Consider the following 17,508-nt stretch of genomic DNA (forward strand, 5'->3'; position numbering starts at 1 on the left):
GTCTTGTATTTAATGAGTCTATTGACCCAATTAAAAGACGCACAAAAAGATGCAATGCGTGCTAAGGATAAAATTACCCTTGGCACTATTCGTATGGCATTAGCTGAAATCAAACAACGCGAAATTGATAATCAGATAACTTTAGATGAAGCTGCTATAACTTCAGTTATTGTGAAAATGGTGAAACAACGTCGCGATGCTCACGACCAATATATAAATGCTGGACGTGAAGATTTAGCACAAACTGAAGCAAGTGAAATCAGTGTACTCGAAGGCTTTTTACCAAAACCTTTAAGTGAAGAAGAAATTCTTCAGCTAATTGACCAAGCAATTTCAGATTGCGGTGCATCCGGAATGCAAGACATGGGTAAAGTTATGGGCTTAATCAAAAGCCAAGCCGAAGGTAAAGCCGATATCGGTAAAATCTCAGGCTTAATCAAGCAACGATTAAACACATAATAAAGTAGCGATACTGTTACTGAACCGAGCCTAGTGCTCGGTTTCTTCGTTTTAGGCTCTTGTAGATCCCAATCTCAAATTCCGTTATTCTTGCAACCAACTTCATTTGACTGAAACTTCTATGGCCGGAAAAATCCCACGTAGCTTTATTGATGATCTACTCGCACGAACAGATATTATCGATTTAATCGATGGTAAAGTCGGTCTAAAAAAAGCGGGTAAAGATTACCAAGCGTGCTGCCCATTCCATAATGAAAAAAGCCCCTCTTTCACTGTTTCACAAGATAAGCAGTTTTATCATTGTTTTGGTTGTGGTGCGCATGGTAATGCAATTTCGTTTATGATGGATTACGAAAAACTTGACTTTGTTGATGCCATTGAAGAGTTAGCATCCATGTTGCATATGGAAGTTCCGCGAGAAAACACCCATGGGCAAAGTAACAAACCACATGTCAGTGCAGAACAAAAGCGCTCTGATTATGATCTCATGTTACAAACGAGTCAATTTTACGAGCATCAACTTAAACGTCATGAGAATTCAAAGACCGTCATTGAGTACTTAAAAGGGCGCGGGCTTTCTGGTCAAACAGTCAAAAAATTTATGATTGGCTACGCCCCCAGTGAGTGGAATGGGCTGTGTAAACATTTAGGCCGGACGACTTCACAAAAAAAGCAACTCGTTGAGTTGAAACTGGCAAGTGAAAAAACACCAGGCCGACAGTTTGACTTTTTCCGTGATCGCCTAATGTTTCCTATCCGTGACAAGCGCGGGCGAGTGATTGCATTTGGTGGCCGTATTTTACAAGGCGATAACGGTCCTAAATACTTGAACTCACCTGAAACGCGCATTTTTCACAAAGGCTTTGAACTTTACGGGCTGTATGAAGCAAAACAAGCATTTAAAAAACTAACACAAGTCATGGTTGTTGAGGGCTATATGGACGTAGTTGCCCTTTCTGAACAAGGGATCGAATATGCAGTTGCAGCACTGGGTACTGCAACAACGAGCGAACATATGCAGACTTTATTTCGTACCACAGACAAAGTCATCTGTTGTTATGATGGCGATCGAGCCGGTAAAGATGCTGCATGGCGTGCACTTGAAAATGCCCTGCCTTATTTAAACAACGGCAAAGCACTGCAATTTGTTTTTTTACCTGATGGTGAAGATCCGGACTCCTTAGTTCAAAAAGAAGGTAAAGAATTATTTGAACAACGTTTAGCGCAAGCATCCGACTTTAGCAAAGTGTTGTTTGAACGACTCAGCTCTGACATTGATATTGCCACCGATGCGGGTAAAGCAAAGCTAATGAGCTTAGCCCTTCCCCTGATTGAAAAAGTTCCCAGTGACTTTTATCAAGAGAACTTACTTGAGAAACTCGCTCGCTTGATTGGTAGAACGCGTGAGCAACTCAATCAAAAGCTTAATAACCCGCGTCAGCAACAATCCGTACAAAGTAAGTTTAAAATGACACCAATGCGCATTGCCATCGGACTATTGCTTCAACACCCACATTTGGCCAAAACAATTCCCCACTCGCCTGAATTAGTTGAGCTAAATTTGCCTGGCTTAGCTTTATTTAAAAGCCTACAAGCGCTTTGTTTAAAACACACACACATCAACACCGGTCAAATCTTAGAGTTGCACCGTGATACACCGGAATTTAAAGCCTTATCACGCTTAGCCGGATGGCAACATCAAATTGCAGAAGAGCAATTGGCAACTTATTTTCAAAATACATTTAAATTTATTGAAGATCAGTGTTTAAATCATCGCCTCGAGACCTTATTAATAAAAGATAAAACGCAAGGACTGAATAAAGAAGAGCGACTCGAATACTCGCTATTAACCCAAGCGCTTAAAGGCGCTTAAAAAAACTAACAGCAACCGGTGAGCTAGCCAGAAAAAATACTTCGTGTTATAATGCTCTATTCATCGCGTCGCACTTGAACTAATTTCCGAGCTGACGCCTGCAGTGTCAACTTTTCAAAGTGGAAGAGAACATCTCTATGGAGCAAACTCCTCAGTCACAACTAAAACTCCTGATTCAAAAAGGTAAAGAGCAAGGCTATTTGACGTTCGCTGAAGTGAACGACCACCTTCCACAAGACATTATTGATTCAGACCAAGTTGAAGATATCATCAGTATGATCAACGATATGGGTATTCAGGTTAGCGAAAATGCACCTGATGCCGATGAGTTGATGATGCAAGAAACAACAACTGATGAAGATGCAGCAGAAGCTGCTGCAGCAGCACTTGCTACTGTAGAAAAAGAAATCGGTCGTACTACCGATCCTGTGCGCATGTATATGCGTGAAATGGGCACCGTTGAGCTTCTAACCCGTGAAGGCGAAATCCAAATAGCCAAACGGATAGAAGAAGGCATTAACCAAGTACAAATTTCCGTCGCTGAATACCCTGAAGCTATCACCTACCTTCTTGAACAATGGGATAAATACGAAGCTGAAGAGATTCGACTAAGCGATATTATCTCAGGGTTTTTCGACCCTGATGAAGAACAAATCCCAATTGCAGCCACTCATATCGGTTCTGAACTAAATGCAGAACAGCTTAAAGATGAAGATGCGGATCTTGATAGCGATGACGATGACGATGACGATGAAGAAGAAGTCGACACAGGTCCAGATCCTGAGGAAGCGCGTGAAAACTTCGAAAAACTGCGTGAGCTATACAATAAAGCACGTGATATCTTCGAAGTTAAAGGGCGTACTCACCCTGATGCAAAAGAAGCGATCACAGAAATTGGAGAGCTTTTCCGTACATTCAAATTAATGCCTAAGCAATTTGATCGTATGGTCAATAACATGCGTGAAATGATGGACCGCGTTCGTGTACAAGAGCGTTTAATCATGAAGCAAGCATGCCAAATAGCCAAACTTCCAAAGAAAACCTTCATTAAACATTTCGCGAATAATGAAAGCAACGGTGAATGGCTAGAAATCGAAATCAACGCTGGTGAAAAGTACTCTGCCAAACTTGAAGAATGTCGCCCAGAAATAGAGCGTAGCCTAAATAAACTGCGTAGCATGGAACAAACCACCGGTTTAAGCATTGAGCGCATTAAAGATATCAATCGTCGAATGAGCATCGGTGAAGCGAAAGCCCGCCGTGCAAAAAAAGAAATGGTTGAAGCGAATTTACGTCTAGTAATTTCAATTGCAAAAAAATACACCAATCGAGGCCTACAATTCTTAGATTTGATTCAAGAAGGTAATATAGGCTTGATGAAGGCGGTGGATAAATTTGAATACCGCCGAGGTTACAAATTCTCGACGTATGCAACTTGGTGGATCCGTCAAGCTATAACCCGCTCTATCGCGGACCAAGCACGTACTATTCGTATCCCTGTGCATATGATTGAAACGATCAATAAACTGAATCGTATTTCTCGCCAAATGCTTCAAGAGATGGGTCGTGAGCCTAATCCTGAAGAGCTCGCTGAGCGTATGATGATGCCTGAAGATAAGATCCGTAAGGTATTAAAAATTGCAAAAGAGCCAATATCAATGGAAACCCCGATCGGTGATGATGAAGATTCTCACTTAGGTGATTTCATTGAAGATAGTACCATCGAGTCACCCATTGATTCGGCAACGATGGAAAGCTTAAAGGGCGCCACTCACGAAGTATTAGCCGGTTTAACTGCTCGTGAAGCAAAAGTATTAAGAATGCGCTTTGGTATCGACATGAACACTGACCACACATTAGAAGAAGTGGGTAAACAGTTTGATGTAACTCGTGAGCGTATTCGTCAGATAGAAGCAAAAGCGTTACGTAAATTACGCCACCCTTCTCGTTCTGATTTATTAAAGAGCTTCCTAGATTTTAAATAAATCGCCTAGCTCAACACTGATTATAAAAGGCCGCTTTGCGGCCTTTTTACTTCATTCATTTTTTAAAAGGTCACCCACATGGCTTGGATCCAAATTCGTATCAATGCAAATAAAGAAAACGCCGATAAGATCAGCGATTATTTAATGGAATGTGGTAGCGCTTCTGTCACTTTCATTGACGCTAAAGACACTCCCATTTATGAGCCTCCGCTTGGCGAAGTCACATTATGGGCAGATACGACAGTGATCGGTTTGTTTGATGCCAGCGAAGACATGCAAGCTGTAGTTGGCTTTTTATCAACACAACCTGAGTTATCAGAGCAGTTTGTTTATAAAATTGAACAATTAGAAGATAAAGATTGGGAACGGGAATGGATGGATAACTTCCACCCGATCAAGTTTGGCGAACGCTTATGGATTTGCCCAAGTTGGCGCGATATTCCCGACCCGACTGCGGTCAACGTATTACTGGATCCGGGTCTGGCTTTTGGCACAGGAACACATGCCACCACCGCATTATGCCTTGAATGGCTTGAAAGCCAAGACTTAACCGGTAAAACAGTTGTCGACTTTGGCTGCGGTTCAGGCATTTTAGGCATCGCAGCTATTAAGCTTGGTGCTAAACGCGTTATTGGCATTGATATTGACCCACAAGCATTAGCAGCAAGCATCGATAATGCTGAACGAAATAATGTCGCCGAACAACTCGAAGTCTATTTACCGCAAGATCAGCCTGAATTTACTGCTGATATCATGGTTGCAAATATTCTAGCGGCTCCATTACGCGATCTCCATACGGTCATTTTAAGCTTGCTAAAAGCTGGAGGTGGCCTAGCACTATCTGGAATCCTTAATGAGCAAAGCCAATCCGTTGTTGACGTGTATCAAGAACATTGTCAGTTAGACCCTGTGGCAGGAAAAGGTGAGTGGGTTAGAGTCAGCGGTCGCAAACACTAAATAGGCTTTTAATGCCGACTTTGCTTAATTCAGTAACAGGTCGGCATTTCCTTATCGTATTTTTTTTAACCATAAAAATGAATCTCTCAACCGGTTAGAAAAAGTCAATACATAAAGTTTAAAAAAAAACACTTTTGTTCAATTTATAGCCTTTGATTTTTGCGAAAAAAAACGTAAACTTAGCGCCCCTTAAATAGAGGCCTTTTAAAGCTGTGCGTATCGGTCCGTATCAATTAGAAAACAATGTGATTGTAGCGCCTATGGCGGGCATCACTGACAGACCATTTCGTCAACTATGTCGTCGCTTAGGTGCAGGCTTAGCAGTGTCTGAGATGCTGTCTTCTAATCCAGATGTGTGGAAAACTGAAAAATCGATGAGCCGAATGGATCATTCTGGCGAAACCGGTATTCGGTCGGTGCAGATCGCGGGTGCTGATCCGGCACTCATGGCACAAGCAGCTCAATTTAATGTGGCTAATGGCGCTCAAATTGTTGATATCAACATGGGATGCCCAGCTAAGAAAGTGAATAAAAAACTTGCAGGTTCTGCATTGTTACAATACCCGGATTTAGTAGAGGAAATAGTTCAAGCTGTCATCGGTGCAGTGGATGTTCCTGTTACGCTTAAAATTCGCACCGGTTGGGATACCGATAATCGTAATGGTGTTGAGATTGCAAGAATAGCTGAACGCAATGGTATTGCTTCACTGGCTGTTCATGGGCGCACAAAAGCGTGTATGTACAAAGGTGAGGCTGAATATCAAACCATCAGGGATATTAAGCGTTCAGTGTCTATACCAATTGTTGCCAATGGAGATATTACATCACCAGAGAAAGCAAAACAGGTATTAGACTACACGGGCGCAGATGCCATCATGATTGGAAGAGCAGCACAGGGTCGTCCTTGGATTTTTAGGGAGACCGCTCATTATCTGAAAACAGGCGAATTACTCCCTACTCCTGAAATAGCAGAAGTAAGAAGTATTTTGATGGAACACATTGCAAATTTGCATGAGTTCTATGGTTCAGTAATGGGGCCGCGCATAGCTCGAAAACATGTGTCCTGGTATTTGCAAGCTCATGATAAGGAAGGACAGTTTAGGCGAGTATTTAATGCACTTGAAACAATTAACCAGCAAGTTTCAGCATTAGACCAATACTTTGAAACACTAGCAGCAAATTAAGAAAGAGAAAGAATACAATGTTCGAACAAAATGTGACTTCTCCATTTATCACAAACCCACATGTTCAGTCACACGAAAAACCGCAACCATTACGCGATGCAGTTAAAAAAGCTGTGCATCACTACTTGAAACAGCTTAATGGCCAAGACGTGCAAGACGTTTATGACCTTGTTCTTTCTGAGCTTGAAGCGCCATTACTTGAAGAAGTAATGACTTATACCCGCGGTAACCAAACTCGTGCGGCGATTTTATTAGGCATTAACCGTGGCACACTTCGCAAGAAGTTAAAAAAATACGGCATGAACTAATCACCCAGCAGCTTAGGCTGCATAAAAAGCACCCTCGGGTGCTTTTTTGTTACACAGATTTATACTTGTTCAAAAAGACCAGCGCTACTGGAAACAACTGTTAATGTTTAGCTTTTTTTGCTAACTCTATAATTTGAGGTAATCAAAACTACAATGGATACACTTCGTCCTATTCGCCGCGCACTCTTAAGCGTGTCAGACAAAACCGGTATTGTTGAATTCGCACGCGCACTTGCTGCTAAAGGTGTTGATATTTTATCAACTGGCGGAACCTGTAAGCTTTTAGCCGATAACGGCATTCAAGTCACAGAAGTATCTGATTACACAGGTCACCCTGAAATCATGGATGGTCGTGTTAAAACGCTTCACCCAAAAATTCACGGTGGCATCTTAGCTCGTCGTGGTACAGACGAAGAAGTGATGGCACAAAACAACATTTCAGAAATTGATATGGTTGTTGTCAACCTTTACCCATTTGCAGCAACAGTTGCTAAAGAAGGGTGTAGTTTAGAAGACGCGATCGAAAACATCGATATTGGCGGCCCTACAATGGTACGTGCTGCAGCTAAAAATAATAAAGATGTCACTATCATTGTAAATGCTGGCGATTATGACCGTGTCTTAGCCGAAATGGACGCTAATAACGGCGCAACAACATACAATACTCGGTTTGATTTAGCCATTGCAGCATTTGAACATACAGCGCAATACGACGGTATGATCGCCAATTATTTTGGTACTAAAGTGCCTGATTACAGCGAAAATGCCGCCGAGCATCCAGATTCTGCGTTCCCTCGCACTATCAATTTCCAATTCAAGAAAAAGCAAGACATGCGTTACGGTGAAAACTCTCATCAAAATGCTGCATTTTATGTTGAAAATGATGTTGCGGAAGCCTCTGTTGCGACCGCAAAACAATTACAAGGCAAAGCGCTTTCTTACAACAACATCGCCGACACTGATGCCGCGCTTGAATGCGTAAAAGAGTTTGCAGAGCCAGCATGTGTTATCGTAAAACATGCCAATCCTTGTGGTGTATCTGTGGGTGGTACTATTTTAGAAGCTTATGAGCGCGCTTTTAAAACAGACCCTACATCTGCATTCGGTGGCATAATTGCCTTTAACCAAGAATTAGATGCTGATACTGCAGAAGCGATTGTGTCTCGTCAATTTGTTGAAGTGATTATCGCCCCTAGCGTCTCTGAAGAAGCGGCACAAATTGTCGCTGCAAAACAAAATGTACGCTTATTAGAGTGTGGTCAATGGTCAGGTAAAACAGCTGGTCACGACATCAAACGTGTTAATGGTGGCATTCTTGTTCAAGACCGTGACCTCGGCATGGTGACACAAGGCGAATTAACGGTTGTTTCTAAACGCCAGCCAACAGAACAAGAATTAAAAGATCTGATGTTTAGTTGGAAAGTAGCTAAATTTGTTAAATCAAACGCAATTATTTATGCACGTGATGGCATGACTATTGGTGTAGGCGCGGGTCAAATGAGCCGTGTTTATTCAGCTAAAATCGCTGGTATTAAAGCGGCTGATGAAAGCTTGGAAGTAAAAGGGTCGGTGATGGCATCTGATGCCTTCTTCCCATTCCGTGATGGTATTGATGCAGCAGCTGATGCAGGTATCACAGCCGTTATTCAACCAGGTGGTTCAATGCGCGATGATGAAGTAATTGCTGCAGCTGATGAGCATGGTATGGCCATGGTCTTCACTGGTATGCGCCATTTCCGTCACTAATCGACAATCGAACATGGAAAGCTGGGCATTGCTCAGCTTTTCATTATCATAAGTTATTCGTTTAAACACTGTTCGAAAAAGTGATAGCCTGTAAAGTTTTTTCTGCTATTTTTGTTAGCATAAAAATGATAACAATTGAGAGTTCCAATGATGTTACGCTTTAACACAGCGCTTAGTGCAACATTCGCTTTAGTTTTAACAGCTTGTGCCAGTACAGATATCAATACCTTACTCACCGATGCAAGCCAAGATAATACACTTCGAAGTAGCGAGAATCGTGCTCGTGATAAATACCGTCACCCAATCGAAACACTGACATTTTTTGGCTTACAACCAACAATGACAGTGGTTGAAATTTGGCCTGGGGGAGGGTGGTATACAGATATTCTTGCTCCAACCCTTAAAGGACACGGCCAGTATTACGCAGCGCACTTTCCTGCTGATTCGCAAGTGAAATTTTATCAACGCGCATTACAAAACTTTGATGATAAGCTCAGAAGTAATCAAGCTTTTAGCAGTGTTAATGTTTCTGAGTTTTACCCTGGCACTCACCATTCCATTGCCCCTGCTGGCAGTGCGGATATGGTGCTGACATTTAGAAACTTACACAATTGGTATATGCAACGTGATTTAGAAGGCGTCAATAACGCATTCCAAGCTTTTTACACGGCGTTAAAACCGGGTGGAATTCTTGGAGTAGTCGATCATCGCTTACCTGAAGAACGAGATGAAAAAAGAGCAAAACGCTCTGGCTATGTTAAAGAAAGCTGGGTTATTGCCCTTGCAGAACAAGCCGGCTTTGAACTTATCGATAAAAGTGAAATTAACGCAAATCCACTTGATACTGCAGATCATGAAAAAGGGGTATGGACCTTACCTCCCCGCCTAGCGCTTGGCGAGCAAGATGCCGAAAAATACCGCGCGATAGGTGAAAGTGATCGCATGACACTCAAATTTAGAAAACCAGATAACAAATAGGGATCTCCTTGTGAATGTACTTGTAATTGGTAGTGGTGGTCGTGAACATGCACTGGCATGGAAAGCGGCACAATCAACAAAAGTAAATAAAGTATTCGTTGCTCCTGGCAATGCAGGCACTGCGCTTGAATCAAAGTTAGAGAACGTTGCAATTGCTGTTGAAGACTTAGACGGATTGCTCGCCTTTGCTCAAAAAAATGCAGTTGCATTAACAATTGTCGGCCCAGAAGTGCCATTGGTGATGGGTGTGGTTGATAAGTTCCGCGCCGCAGATATGGCTATCTTTGGTCCAACGGCAGGGGCTGCACAACTTGAAGGCTCAAAATCTTTTACAAAGGACTTTTTAGCTCGCCATAACATTCCAACGGCTGACTACCAAACGTTTGAGCAAATCGAACCTGCTTTGGCATATTTAGCTGAAAAAGGCGCACCTATCGTAATCAAAGCCGATGGTTTAGCCGCTGGTAAAGGTGTGATTGTTGCGATGACCGAAGCAGAGGCGGAAGAAGCAATTCGCGATATGTTAGCTGGTAATGCATTTGGTGAAGCAGGAAGCCGAGTTGTCATTGAAGAGTTTTTGACTGGTGAAGAAGCCTCATTCATTGTGATGGTGGATGGTAAAAATGTATTACCATTTGCGACGTCACAAGATCACAAGCGCGCGTATAACCAAGATCAAGGTCCAAATACAGGTGGCATGGGTGCGTATTCTCCTGCGCCTGTCGTAACAGATGAAATCCACCAGCGCATTATGAATGAAGTTATTCATCCAACTGTTGAAGGAATGGCTGCAGAAGGCTACCCTTATACAGGCTTTTTATATGCAGGTTTAATGATTGATGCAGATGGCACACCTAAAGTGATTGAATACAATTGTCGCTTTGGCGATCCTGAAACTCAGCCTATGATGCTTCGTTTACAGTCAGATCTAGTTGAGTTGATAGAAGCTGCTAATCGTGTTGAGCTCGATAAAACGACCATTGAATTTGACTCTCGTGCTGCTGTAGGGGTTGTCTTAGCTGCTGCGGGTTATCCTGGTGACTATCCTAAAGGTGATGTTATCTCTGGACTAAAAGTTGACTATGCAGATGGCCACAAAGTCTTCCATGCTGGCACCAAGCAAATCGGCGAAGACGTAGTCACCGCAGGCGGTCGCGTATTGTGTGCGACAGCACTTGGTCATACCGTGACACAAGCACAGCAAGCAGCTTATGAGCTCGTAAAAGAAATTAACTGGCCGGGCGTCGAATACCGCACAGATATCGCTTATCGTGCCATTGAGCGTGAAAGAAGCTAAAAGCCAAATAACAAGCTTTTATTAGGGTGCTGCCAGGCACCCTTTTTTTATCACAGCCCTTTCCTATTGTCATTTCAGTCTGTACCCGTCTACACTTGGCATTGCTATTCATGTAAATGTTAACGTTAGAGTTTTAATGCCATTATCCAATTTGACTAAATACATAGTCCCTACAGGGATCCTCTTTACCTTGTGTATGTTAATAAGTGTCATGGTCGGACATATCGGTGATCCAACTCAGCGTACTATTAACCGCACCCAAATCATTTATACACAAACAGCCTTTCATATTGATTCAGACAATAAACTGAGCCTTAATGATCATCTAAATGATCCTTGGTTAATGGTAAAAGATGACTGGCAGAACATTCCTTGGAGCTTTGAACAGCACACATACTGGCTAAAAATAACACTAACCAGTCGTGATAAAATTGATACACTCTTATTTGCACACTTTGATAACCCCATGCTTGATGAACTTGATGTCTACCAGATAGATGAACATAAAAATATCATCAAACATGTGGAATTAGGAGACATACGCCAAGGACTTACACTTGCACAGCGCAGTATTCCAACATTTGACTTCCTGTTACCTACCGACAGCAGTACTGATTTATACATCCGTATTAAAACCACAGGGATTGCCAAGACACCAATTAAAATTTACAACCAAGATGAATATGTACGCTTAAAAGAAAAAATTCACTTAATTTGGGGGATTTTTATTGGTATTTGCGTGATGATTGCGTTGTATAACCTCGTACTCTTTTTTGCCATAAAAGACACCGTTTATCTATTTTATATCGGCTACATCATCTCAGTATTAGTTTTAATGGGTGTTGTATTAGGGTTTGGCCACTATATTTGGCCTGCCCCAATCATGGCGTTTATCCATCAATATGTCATCGCCAGTAATTTTTCCATTGCCATCTTCTCATTATTATTTGCCCTATCCTTCTTGCGTTATCACAGTCACAAAGGCCGCCTTTACCAGATATCACGTGGATTTTTAATCATTATGGGATTATTAACTCTGCTATCTTTTTGGTTGCCTGAATATCAAGCTGCCCCCTTATTTTTTAGCTGCTTGGGTATTTTATACTTTTTAAGTTTTACTTTGATAGGCTATAAAATCAGACTTGGATTCCGATGGGCTAAGTTTTACATTATTTCGTGGATCCCGTTAATCTGCACCGCTCCGATTCAGCCATTGATGCTCACTGGTAAAATTGAATACACCTTTTTGACCAGTTACGCTTTTTTAATTGGTGTGTTACTCGAAATTATTTTAATGGCGATGGCACTAGCAGACAGAATGCGACACCAAAAAGAAAAAGCTCTTTTCAATGCGACGCACGAAATCACCACTGGTCTACCCAATCTAAATCAGTTAGAGATCACTCTTGAGTCTTTGCAATCTGAACAGAGAAAATTCAGTCTATGTGTAATTGAAATTTCAAACTTCAACTCTATAGCTCCCTATATCAGCAATCAGGAAACCGATAAATTAGTACTTAAAGTGGTGGATGATATCAGTGCACAAATTAACTTAGATCGCCGTTTTATCCCATTTGAGCATAAACATGGCCACCCAATAAAAGTCGCCAAAGCTCGCGATGGGGTGCTCGCTATATTGGCACACCGCTTTATTAACCTTCAAGCATTACAATTACAACTTGAAAAAATGCAGCTGACAATCAACAAAGATCTCACTCTCAGTGGGTTATTTATCAATCTTGATACCCACATAGGTGTTTGTGACCACCCAGCGTCCGAAACCTTAGTTTCGCACATTATTAGCCAAAGTTTTCAGGCTCTTGCACAAGGAAAAAGAGCCGGTAAAGAAATTTGTATTTATGCCGAAGATGAACACTTTAATGTTGCCCAGCGACTTACATTAGCAACCGATTTACAGCAAGCTATCCGAAATAATCAACTCGAACTCTATCACCAGCCACAAATTAACCTGAGTAACAACACAGTTGCAGGCTCTGAAGTCTTGCTACGCTGGCAGCACCCAACTTTAGGCTTTGTGCCTCCTGATCAGTTTATTCGCATAGCTGAAGATACAGGCGTAATAAATGAGCTCAGCTTATGGGTCCTTGGCACGACATTTAAACAACTAAAAGAGCTTATCTCACATGGCTTCAACGCTCACAAAATTTCAATTAATATCAGCGGGAAAGACATCACGATGCGTGGTTTTCTTACCAAAGTGACCAATCTAATGGCCGAACACGATATTCCAGCCCATTTGATCAACTTGGAGCTGACTGAATCTGTGATGGTCAGCGATTTCGAATTACTCAGTGAGTTAATGAAAGCCTTTGCAAATATGGGCGTCAATGTATCTGTTGATGATTATGGAACAGGTTATTCTTCGTTAGCGTATATTTCGCAACTGCCATTCAATGAACTTAAAATTGATAAGAGCTTCATTATCGATCTAGTTGAGTCTCCTAGAAATCTAACCATAGTCAAAAATACAATTGATATGGCCAAGCACTTAAACCTCACCGTTGTCGCTGAAGGAGTGGAATCACATTTAGTTGAGCAAAAGCTCAGAGATTTTAATTGCGACATCGTACAAGGCTATCACTACAGTAAACCGCTGCCATTTCTGGACTATCTCGCTTGGTTAGACAACTATCGAAAGCACGCAATAAACCAAGTTTATTAATCGAGAATTTGCTAGTATGGTTGCTTGATTAAAAGGGGCCAATCAATGCAAGGTACATTAAGAAAACTCAAATCCAGTTTAACAACACCTATCCAATACCAACTACCTATCGGTGAACAATTCGTCGATTTAAATCCTTTAATTGGTAAACCGCTCACATTAAGCTTTACTGGCAATATTTATTGCAGTCATTGCGCCAAAAAAACGAAAAAGAGCTATGCGCAAGGGCATTGTTTTGTCTGTATGCGTAAACTGGCCAGCTGTGATATGTGCATTATGAAACCAGAAACATGTCATCATGCACAAGGCACATGCAAAGAGCCGCAATGGGGCGAAGAAAACTGCATGATCCCACATTATGTATATTTAGCGAATACATCAGGCTTAAAAGTCGGAATTACTCGCCATACCCAGATCCCGACACGTTGGATTGACCAAGGCGCCACACAAGCACTACCTATCTTCAAAGTGCAAACTCGCTTACAGTCGGGTTTAGTCGAGGTCGCGTTAGCAGAGTTTATCGCGGACAAAACTAATTGGCGAAATATGCTTAAAGGCCAAAATGATGTCATTGACTTAAAGGCTGCCGCCAATGAATTAATCCCACAAATTCAAGACAAATTAGACGAACTCGCCCAACTATTTGGTGCAACTGCGATAGAAGTGCTTGATGAAAACGTAGTTGATTTAAACTACCCTGTTCAAGTTTACCCTAAGAAAATTAGCTCATTTAATTTTGATAAAGATCCAAGTATTTCAGCGGTATTACACGGAATTAAAGGCCAATACCTAATTTTTGATACCGGTGTAATAAATATCCGCAAGTTCACATCTTATGAAGTCAGTATCGACTATTAATTGCAATACTTTGCACCTGAGTGAACTAACTAGCGCTCACTCAGGTGCAAACACTTAAAACGATGATGATTATCACCCGTATCGCGATCTCCCAATTAGTACAGAGCCGATGCCGATATTAAGGTACTGCCATCAAGTTTAAGCAAAAAAACATGGCTAACTTTTGCAAAATTGACGTATAGTAAATTGAATAAACCTAATCTTTTTCTCTATTTACTATCGCGAATCGTACTAACAGGAGTATTCATGCCCAGCTTTCCAATATTATGTTTTACTGTCGGCTTTGATGAAATTAGCTATTTTGCAAAACAGACTACGCTGAATGAATACCTAGAAAGTCTACCAAGGAGCATGCACCTAGATTTACGCTTAGTTTGTCAAAATGGGATGGAATACGATGGTGAATTTAATCCTCTTGGACTGGTGCCTCTTGAAGACTTTAGTCATAAAGTCAAACACACCTTAGTTTTAGAAGGTCAATGCTGCATTGATAAAGTGAAGCTCAATGATTACGACCAAGGCTTTGCGCTCTTAGCTGAGTTTGCCCAATAATAATCACCCGTGCGCCAGAGTTTTTATATGCTCCGTCACACTACGACCTAGAGAAGATAAATCATAACCGCCTTCAAGCATTGATATTACCCCTTTACTGGCACAGGTTTTACTCAGTTGTATGACTTGTTCTGTAAACCAAGTATAGTCAGCTTCAACCAGGGTCAACCCCCCCATATCGTCTTCTAAATGAGCGTCAAAACCAGCACTGATAAAAATAAGCTCAGGACGGAATAACGTTAGCGCTGGCAACCAGCTTTGTGTCATGACCATACGTAATTCATCCCCCCCTTGGCCTGCAGTTAATGGGGCATTGAGGATATGTGTCGTACTATCTATTGCGGTATTCGGATAAAAAGGATGTTGAAACCACGAGCAAAACATCACTCGTTCATCTCCAACAAAAATATCTTGTGTACCATTCCCATGATGAACATCAATATCTAAAATTGCGATACGTTCAATACCTGCATTAAGTGCATATTGAGCCGCTATCGCCAGATTATTCACCACACAAAACCCCGATGAGGCGTCTTTATTTGCATGATGCCCAGGCGGTCTAACAGAACAAAAAGCAGCATCAAGTTGGCCTGACAACACTTCATCGACAGCTAAAATTCCCGCTCCTACAGCTCGCTCTATTGCTTTAAAGCTATCAGGGCATAACCATGTGTCTCCATCTAAGTCTTGTAAGCCATCAAGGGGGATATTAGCCATAATATGCTTGATATGATCATCACTATGCACAAGCCCGATATGTTCCAAAGTACCTTTAGGCGCCAGTTTATGCTGCACCTCTAGATCAACACCTGACGCTAACAGTCGATCAGAAATAGCATCTAGCCGTTCTGGGCATTCTGGATGATCTGCTGTCATTTTATGTTTTCGGCAAGCTGGATGAGAAATGATCGCAGTACGCATGATGATTCCCTAAAGAAAGTTGAATTATGAGACATGCAGTTAATGATCAACATCTAAACTGAGATAAACACAGTGAAAACATTGAATATCTACTTGTTAAAGAGTAACAAAGCCATCATAAGATGGCTTTGCTACTTTGGTCGGTTATTAATTGCTTTATTTGGATTTTACTTTTAAGCGCAAATTATGAAAATCAAAGCTGAAATCAGTAACTGCAGGTGCGACAGCACGCATTGTAACGCCTTTTACCGTGTTATCCGCATTCAGTTGAAACTCTACAAACGCATCAGCTTCTAGTAGTTTCTCATCCCAACGAGCAATGAACGCATTGCCATTATAATGCTCCAAAGTGCCCTTTAAACGCGCGGTATGAGTGAAATCAATTCTCAAGCCGCCTGTTTCATCGGTAATCGTTACATCACCATACCAAGCATCATGATAGGTATTCGCGTAAATAGCATTAGGCAAGGCTGCTTGTTTGTCTTTCACTGCAGCTAATTGAGATTTGGCATAGGCTTTTTCTTTACCCTCAAAATGTTTTACTGCGAGTTCTTCAACCCAGTCTTTATCTTCTAACCCTAGCGCATCTTCAAGAACTTCATGAGTAATTGCAGATAGCGCGCTAAACGCCTGTTGATTTGATAATATGACAATCCCAAGCTCTTTTTCAGGTAATAGCGTCACTTGTGAGACCATCCCTAAGATCCCGCCGCCATGGGCCATTTTTTTATAGCCATGATAATCTTCTATGCTCCAGCCCAGCCCATATCCTCGAAACTGCTGTCGATACGCATCAAATGCTTTCTGCGACGCCTTACTGGTAATATGTAGATGCCACATTTCTTGTTGTGATTTTTCACTAAACAACGCTTCACCACTGGGTAGCTTCCCTTCATTAAGCTGCACACGTAACCAATGACTCATATCAGCAACACTGGATGCAATCGCGCCAGCACCACGAAAGTCTTCAAGGTAATTAACAAAAAATGGTGTTAACTTCCCCTCCATCGGAATATGTCCAGTCGCCCAATTACCATTGCTTTTTGGAATACGTGAAAAGCCCGCTTTTGAGTCATTCATCGCCAAAGGTGCCAGTATGCTTTGCTCGATAAAATCTTGCCAAGGCAACCCTGATACACGTGCAACCACTTCACCAGCGGTCACAAACATCAAATTGTTATAAGCATACTGGCTTCGAAAGCTTGAATCAGGCTGTAAATGCTGCATCCCCGCTAGGATTTCATTGACCGTCTTATCGGTATCAGGCCAAATGAGTAGATCGCCCTCGCCTAACCCTAAGCCACTGCGGTGGCTTAATAAGTCCCGAATCCGCATTTCACGGGTCACATATGGATCAGCTAAACGAAATTCAGGAAGATGATCAATAACACGGTCATCCCAGCTCAGTTTTCCTTGTTCAATCAACATCGCCAACGCAGCACTTGTGAATGCTTTCGTATTTGAGGCAATACCAAATAAAGTATGTTTAGTAACCGCTTTTTTTGTATCTATATGCGCTACACCAAACCCTTTAGCCAAAATAACCTGATCATTTTGTACGACAGCAACGGCCATTCCCGGAACATTAAAACGCGCCATTGATTTTTCAATCACTGCTGAAATTTTATCTGCATCGACCTGCGCAGCACTATTGAAAGACAGCAATCCAAAGCCAATAGCTACGGCTAAGAAACATCGTTTCATGGT

General features: G+C 41.8%; 14 protein-coding genes. 12 read left to right on the forward strand and 2 right to left on the reverse strand.

Annotation, left to right across the window (positions count from 1 at the left end):
- Window positions 1-12 precede the first annotated feature (12 nt).
- From AC3KVK_RS13265 to AC3KVK_RS13320, 12 genes are all read left to right on the forward strand, one after another.
- Window positions 13-459: a GatB/YqeY domain-containing protein gene (locus tag AC3KVK_RS13265; RefSeq protein ID WP_490311645.1), complete on the forward strand. Its 447-nt coding sequence runs from the start codon at window positions 13-15 to the stop codon at window positions 457-459.
- Between the two features lie 121 nt (window positions 460-580).
- Window positions 581-2,332, forward strand: a complete 1,752-nt coding sequence (gene dnaG / locus AC3KVK_RS13270; protein ID WP_490311646.1) for a DNA primase — start codon at window positions 581-583, stop codon at window positions 2,330-2,332.
- A 137-nt stretch (window positions 2,333-2,469) separates the two neighbouring features.
- Window positions 2,470-4,317, forward strand: coding sequence for an RNA polymerase sigma factor RpoD (gene rpoD, locus AC3KVK_RS13275; RefSeq protein WP_490311647.1), 1,848 nt, complete (start codon window positions 2,470-2,472; stop codon window positions 4,315-4,317).
- 78 nt (window positions 4,318-4,395) lie between these two features.
- Entirely contained in the window at window positions 4,396-5,274 is an 879-nt protein-coding gene (gene prmA, locus AC3KVK_RS13280; protein ID WP_490311648.1) for a 50S ribosomal protein L11 methyltransferase, read from the forward strand.
- 212 nt (window positions 5,275-5,486) lie between these two features.
- Window positions 5,487-6,458: a tRNA dihydrouridine synthase DusB gene (gene dusB / locus AC3KVK_RS13285; RefSeq protein ID WP_490311649.1), complete on the forward strand. Its 972-nt coding sequence runs from the start codon at window positions 5,487-5,489 to the stop codon at window positions 6,456-6,458.
- Window positions 6,459-6,475: 17 nt separating this feature from the next.
- Window positions 6,476-6,766, forward strand: a complete 291-nt coding sequence (fis, locus tag AC3KVK_RS13290; protein ID WP_002957804.1) for a DNA-binding transcriptional regulator Fis — start codon at window positions 6,476-6,478, stop codon at window positions 6,764-6,766.
- A 153-nt stretch (window positions 6,767-6,919) separates the two neighbouring features.
- Window positions 6,920-8,512 carry a bifunctional phosphoribosylaminoimidazolecarboxamide formyltransferase/IMP cyclohydrolase gene (purH, locus tag AC3KVK_RS13295; RefSeq protein ID WP_490311650.1) on the forward strand — a complete coding sequence of 531 codons (1,593 nt, stop codon included), beginning with the start codon at window positions 6,920-6,922 and terminating at the stop codon, window positions 8,510-8,512.
- A 147-nt stretch (window positions 8,513-8,659) separates the two neighbouring features.
- The gene (locus tag AC3KVK_RS13300; RefSeq protein WP_490311651.1) at window positions 8,660-9,490 is read left to right on the forward strand and encodes a class I SAM-dependent methyltransferase; all 831 of its coding nucleotides are present in this window, start codon (window positions 8,660-8,662) and stop codon (window positions 9,488-9,490) included.
- A 10-nt stretch (window positions 9,491-9,500) separates the two neighbouring features.
- Window positions 9,501-10,787: a phosphoribosylamine--glycine ligase gene (gene purD / locus AC3KVK_RS13305; protein ID WP_490311652.1), complete on the forward strand. Its 1,287-nt coding sequence runs from the start codon at window positions 9,501-9,503 to the stop codon at window positions 10,785-10,787.
- A 136-nt stretch (window positions 10,788-10,923) separates the two neighbouring features.
- A complete protein-coding gene (locus tag AC3KVK_RS13310) occupies window positions 10,924-13,470 on the forward strand; it encodes an EAL domain-containing protein (RefSeq protein WP_490311653.1) in 2,547 nt (848 codons plus the stop codon).
- A 45-nt stretch (window positions 13,471-13,515) separates the two neighbouring features.
- Entirely contained in the window at window positions 13,516-14,328 is an 813-nt protein-coding gene (locus tag AC3KVK_RS13315; protein WP_490311654.1) for a DUF2797 domain-containing protein, read from the forward strand.
- Between the two features lie 246 nt (window positions 14,329-14,574).
- Window positions 14,575-14,880, forward strand: coding sequence for a DUF4144 family protein (locus AC3KVK_RS13320; protein WP_490311655.1), 306 nt, complete (start codon window positions 14,575-14,577; stop codon window positions 14,878-14,880).
- 3 nt (window positions 14,881-14,883) lie between these two features.
- Here AC3KVK_RS13320 and AC3KVK_RS13325 read toward each other — a convergent pair whose 3' ends face one another.
- Both AC3KVK_RS13325 and AC3KVK_RS13330 read right to left on the reverse strand, forming a co-directional pair.
- Window positions 14,884-15,801 (reverse strand): histone deacetylase family protein, encoded by a 918-nt coding sequence (locus AC3KVK_RS13325; RefSeq protein ID WP_490311656.1) that lies wholly within the window; start codon window positions 15,799-15,801, stop codon window positions 14,884-14,886.
- A 156-nt stretch (window positions 15,802-15,957) separates the two neighbouring features.
- Entirely contained in the window at window positions 15,958-17,505 is a 1,548-nt protein-coding gene (locus tag AC3KVK_RS13330) for a serine hydrolase (RefSeq protein ID WP_490311657.1), read from the reverse strand.
- Window positions 17,506-17,508 lie beyond the last annotated feature (3 nt).

It is taken from the genome of Pseudoalteromonas sp. J2K-J979, from assembly GCF_058169715.2.

Coding starts and splice junctions, on each gene's coding strand:
- AC3KVK_RS13265 (WP_490311645.1), top strand. CDS start 13: ATGAGTCTATTGACCCAATTAAAAGACGCACAAAAAGATGCAATGCGT.
- dnaG (WP_490311646.1), top strand. CDS start 581: ATGGCCGGAAAAATCCCACGTAGCTTTATTGATGATCTACTCGCACGA.
- rpoD (WP_490311647.1), top strand. CDS start 2,470: ATGGAGCAAACTCCTCAGTCACAACTAAAACTCCTGATTCAAAAAGGT.
- prmA (WP_490311648.1), top strand. CDS start 4,396: ATGGCTTGGATCCAAATTCGTATCAATGCAAATAAAGAAAACGCCGAT.
- fis (WP_002957804.1), top strand. CDS start 6,476: ATGTTCGAACAAAATGTGACTTCTCCATTTATCACAAACCCACATGTT.
- purH (WP_490311650.1), top strand. CDS start 6,920: ATGGATACACTTCGTCCTATTCGCCGCGCACTCTTAAGCGTGTCAGAC.
- AC3KVK_RS13300 (WP_490311651.1), top strand. CDS start 8,660: ATGATGTTACGCTTTAACACAGCGCTTAGTGCAACATTCGCTTTAGTT.
- AC3KVK_RS13310 (WP_490311653.1), top strand. CDS start 10,924: ATGCCATTATCCAATTTGACTAAATACATAGTCCCTACAGGGATCCTC.
- AC3KVK_RS13315 (WP_490311654.1), top strand. CDS start 13,516: ATGCAAGGTACATTAAGAAAACTCAAATCCAGTTTAACAACACCTATC.
- AC3KVK_RS13320 (WP_490311655.1), top strand. CDS start 14,575: ATGCCCAGCTTTCCAATATTATGTTTTACTGTCGGCTTTGATGAAATT.
- AC3KVK_RS13325 (WP_490311656.1), bottom strand. CDS start 15,801: ATGCGTACTGCGATCATTTCTCATCCAGCTTGCCGAAAACATAAAATG.
- AC3KVK_RS13330 (WP_490311657.1), bottom strand. CDS start 17,505: ATGAAACGATGTTTCTTAGCCGTAGCTATTGGCTTTGGATTGCTGTCT.